General features: G+C 69.2%; 3 protein-coding genes. All 3 read right to left on the bottom strand.

Annotated features, from left to right (window positions below):
• Positions 1-41 precede the first annotated feature (41 nt).
• The 3 genes from ACWEVN_RS46915 to ACWEVN_RS46905 all read right to left on the bottom strand — a co-directional run bounded on the left by ACWEVN_RS46915 (position 42) and on the right by ACWEVN_RS46905 (position 3,747).
• The gene (locus tag ACWEVN_RS46915; protein WP_449688126.1) at positions 42-1,580 is read right to left on the bottom strand and encodes an amino acid permease; all 1,539 of its coding nucleotides are present in this window, start codon (positions 1,578-1,580) and stop codon (positions 42-44) included.
• Between the two features lie 70 nt (positions 1,581-1,650).
• On the bottom strand, positions 1,651-2,586 hold the full coding sequence (locus ACWEVN_RS46910; protein ID WP_452055588.1) for a serine hydrolase domain-containing protein: 936 nt from the start codon (positions 2,584-2,586) through the stop codon (positions 1,651-1,653).
• 24 nt (positions 2,587-2,610) lie between these two features.
• Positions 2,611-3,747: a glycerophosphodiester phosphodiesterase gene (locus ACWEVN_RS46905; protein ID WP_452055587.1), complete on the bottom strand. Its 1,137-nt coding sequence runs from the start codon at positions 3,745-3,747 to the stop codon at positions 2,611-2,613.
• Positions 3,748-4,037: the final 290 nt, after the last annotated feature.

Genomic DNA, 4,037 nt, shown 5'->3' with positions numbered 1-4,037 from the left:
TGGTAAAGCGGGTTCTAACCCGCTTTACCACTCACGACGACTCAGCCCAGGTCCTTCAGTTCCTGTTCCACCGCAGCCAGTTCCGCCTCCGAACCCTGGACCTTCGGGCCCTTGAACCACTTCCGGGCCGAAACCGCCCACCACAGCGCCGCCCCGCCCAGCACCACGAGGAAGGCGATCGGCGTGTAGTTGAAGGAATCGACGGTCACCGGCGAAACCTGCGGCAGCATGAAGAGCACGAAGATCAGCGCGACCCACACCGTCGCGACGATGCCGATCGGCTTGCCCCAGCGGCCGAGCGTCCACGGCCCCGGCTCGAACGAGTCGCCGCGGCGGACGCGCAGGAACACCGGGATCACGTACGCCACGTACAGCCCGACCACGGCGATCGACGTCACCGCGGCGTAGGCCGTCGCGCTCCACAGGTACGGCAGGGCCAGCACCAGCGCGCCGCCCGCGGCGAGCCACACGGCGTTGGTCGGCGTCTGCGTGCGCTTGTTGATCTTGTGCCAGAAGCCCGAACCCGGGATCGCGCCGTCACGGGCGAAGGCGTAGATCATCCGCGAGTTCGCCGTCACCGACGCCATGCCGCAGAACAGCTGGGCGCCGATGCAGATCAGCAGGAGGAACTTGCCGGTGACGGCGCCGGTGGCGTCGATGAAGATCTGCGCGGGCGGGACACCGGTGGCCGAGCCGACGGCGCCGTCGTAGTCCTGGATCGCGAACGTCAGGCCGATCAGCAGGATCCAGCCGGCGACGAGGGAGACGACGATCGACATGACGATGCCGCGCGGGCCCGCCGTCGCCGCGCTCTTCGTCTCCTCGGTCATGTGCGCCGACGCGTCGTAGCCGGTCAGCGTGTACTGCGCGACGAGCAGCCCGAGCGCGAAGACGTAGAACGCCGACCCCCAGCCCGTCTGGTTGACGAAACTGCCGAAGACGAACGACGCGTCCTGGTGCTTGGCCGGCACGAAGACCAGCACGCCGACGATCACCAGCACGCCGATCAGGTGCCACCACACGCTGACGTTGTTGAGGATCGCGACGATCCGGACGCCGAAGGTGTTCAGGAGGCCGTGCACCACGAGGATGATCGCGAGCAGCAGGATCGTGTGCCCCGGCGTCGCTTCGAAGCCGAACTGCAGGTCGAGGAACGCGTTGAGGAACAGCGCCGCGCCGAAGTCGATGCCCGCGGTGACCGCGATCTGGCCGATGAGGTTGAACCAGCCGGTGAACCACGACCACGCGGGACCGGACCGGCCGGGCGCCAGCTTCGCGGCCCAGTAGTACAGGCCGCCGGCGGTCGGGTAGCTGGAGCAGACCTCGGCCATGCCGAGCCCGACCAGGATGACGAACACCCCGACCAGCGGCCAGCCCCAGATCATCGCGGCCGGGCCGCCGGTCTTCATGCCGAAGCCGTAGAGCGTGAGGCAGCCGGAGAGGATCGAGATGATCGTGAAGGAGACGGCGAAGTTCGAGAACGCCGACATCGTCCGTTTCAGCTCTTGGGCGTAGCCCAGCTGGTGCAGCCGGGCGGCGTCGTCGTCGGCGGGGGTGGTCTGCTGGTCGGAAACATCCATCGGGCACCTCTTGAAAGGTATGCGGCCAGACCATTGAATTCGCCGAAGGTAGCCCCGGGCCCGGAGGGTGTCAAGCCTTCGTCAAGAACTCGTCCAGCCGTCGCAGCAGGGGCCCGCCACCTCGGTGGTCGTTCGAGATCAGGGTCGCCGTCAGCCCGGTCGACGGCTCGTGCGTGCTCCGGAATGTGACGCCGTGGTCGCCGCCCTCCAGCCGCACGACGCCGGGCCGGGGCAGCCAGAAGCCGAGGCCGTACCCCTCCGCGTGCGGCCGCAGCATCCGGGCGACCCACTCAGGGGGCACGATTCGCCCGTCCAGCAAGGCCGGCCAGAACTTCCGGAAGTCCGGGGCGGAGCTGTAGATCCCGCCGTCGCCGTGCCCCACGACGGGCAGGCCGAACACATTGGTGCGCCCGTCTGCGAGGTAGCCGGTGGCCGTGCGGGCGGGCAGCGCGTCCGAGCGGAGGAAGGCCGTGTCCGTCAGCCCGGCGGGGCCGCAGACCCGCTCGTGGACGAGGTCGGTGAAAGGTATGCCGGCGATCCGTTCGGCGATCAGGCCGAGGACGGCGAAGGCGCCGTTGTTGTACCGGAACTCCGTACCGGGCCGGGAAACCTGCGGGAAGCCGTCGAGTGCGGCGAGGTAGTCGGCCGACGTGACGAGCCACGGCGGGTGTTCCGGCGGGTTGTCGTCGTCGCAGTAGTCGCCGATGCCGGAGGTGTGCGTCAGCAGGTGCTCGACGGTCACCCGGTCGTCGATCAGCGGCAGGTCGTCGCCGAGGACTTCGCGGGCGGTGGTCTCGAGTCCCAGCCGTCCCTCGGCGATCAAGCCGATGACGACCAGCGCGGTGAAGCCCTTGGTGCCACTGGCGATCGCGAACCGCGTGCCGACGGTGTTCTCGACGCCGTACGCGAGGTGCGCGTACCCGGACGCCTCGGCGAGCAGCGTCTCGTCGCCGCGGCTGACCAGGACCACGCCGGAAAAGGGCGCCTCCATGGACTCAGCGTCCACGGAAGCGCCCTTCGCGCCAAGCGATTAACGGCCCAGGAACGCGTGCAGCGACTCGAGGGCGGTGTCCGGCTGGTCGGCGAAGAAGCCGTCGACGCCGGCCCGGAAGAACGCCGCTTCCTCGGTGAAGACGTCACCGTAGGCGTCCGGCTCGGCCGACGAGCGCAGGTTCGCGGGCAGGAACGGGTTCTCGTTCCGGAAGGTGTACGGCTGCACCTTCAGGCCGGCCTTGTGGGCGTCCGCGACGAGCGCGGTCGGCGTGCCCAGGTTGTCGTTCTTGTCCCGCGGGATGACCTGCGCCTTGTCCGGCCCGAGGTACTTCGCGTACTTCGCGACTTCGCGCAGCCCCTGCGGCGTGACGAGGTCCGCGTACGTCCGCTTGTCGCCGTTCGCGACGAAGTCCGCCGGGGCGCCGGAGGCCGAGGTCAGCTGCAGCAGCGGCGTCCGCAGCTGCCGGTGCAGCGCGATCAGGTTCGACACCTCGAAGGACTGGATGATCGCGGGCGCGTCCGGCCGGTCGAGGCCGTTGCGCTTGAGGATGGCGACCAGCTTCGGCTCGGTCGGGTTGCCGATGGACTGGAAGAACGTCGAGTGCTTGACCTCGGGGTAGGTGCCGAGGGTGCGGTGCAGCTCGCGGCCGAGGCGCTTGGTCAGGTCGAGCACCTCCTGGTAGGAGGCGATCTGGTAGCGCCCGTTGTACAGCGTGTTGTGCGGCCGGTTCTGCGGGATCCGCTCGACCGCGCGCAGCGTCTTCAGCTCGGCGAGCGTGAAGTCCTGGGTGAACCACCCGGTGGTGGTGACCCCGTCGAGCACGACGGTCTTCTTCCGGTCGGCGAACTCCGGGTGCTTCGCGACGTCCGTGGTGCCGCCGATCTCGGGTTCGTGCCGGGCGACGAGCTGGCCGTCCTTGGTGGGCACGAGGTCGACGTCCACCCAGTCGACGCCCATCCGGTAGGCGAGCTCGTAGGAGGCGAGCGTGTGCTCCGGCCGGTACCCGGGCGCGCCGCGGTGTCCGATGATCACGGGGTCATGGTGGCCCCGCCCGCGCGCGAGGGCATCCCCGGACCCGCCTTCGGCGGCGGACGCCGACCCCACGGCAAAGCCGGTGACGCTCAGCAACGCCAACCCGGCCAGCGCGAGCAAGCCGACACGTTTGCGCTTCATCTGGTGACCTCTTTTCACACAGGGTGTGCCCTGACTACCCGCGCAACCCTCGATGTCGCAAGCATCCGAAGTACGTACCTGGCCGGTCGAAGCGGTAAACGGCGCGTGGACTCCTGTTCGTCCGGTTGTGGCGCGGGGCACGGAGGGATCGCTGTGGTGGGTCGGCGCCCGGCGCCGCTCTGGCTGGTCTCTGTCCGGAGGTGGAGCTGACCTGGGGCGTTGCCTGGCTGGTGCCCACCACCCCGAAGCCGGAATTGTCACTACGGCCGGTGGTGCCGGGTCAAGGCGGG

This window comes from Amycolatopsis sp. NPDC003861 (assembly GCF_053605405.1).
Note: the sequence above shows the minus strand (reverse complement) of the source record. Positions and strands in the feature narration are given on the sequence as shown.

What these genes read in the sequence shown, in the direction of transcription:
- ACWEVN_RS46905 (WP_452055587.1), bottom strand. Translation starts at nt 3,747, where the DNA reads ATGAAGCGCAAACGTGTCGGCTTGCTCGCGCTGGCCGGGTTGGCGTTG.
- ACWEVN_RS46915 (WP_449688126.1), bottom strand. Translation starts at nt 1,580, where the DNA reads ATGGATGTTTCCGACCAGCAGACCACCCCCGCCGACGACGACGCCGCC.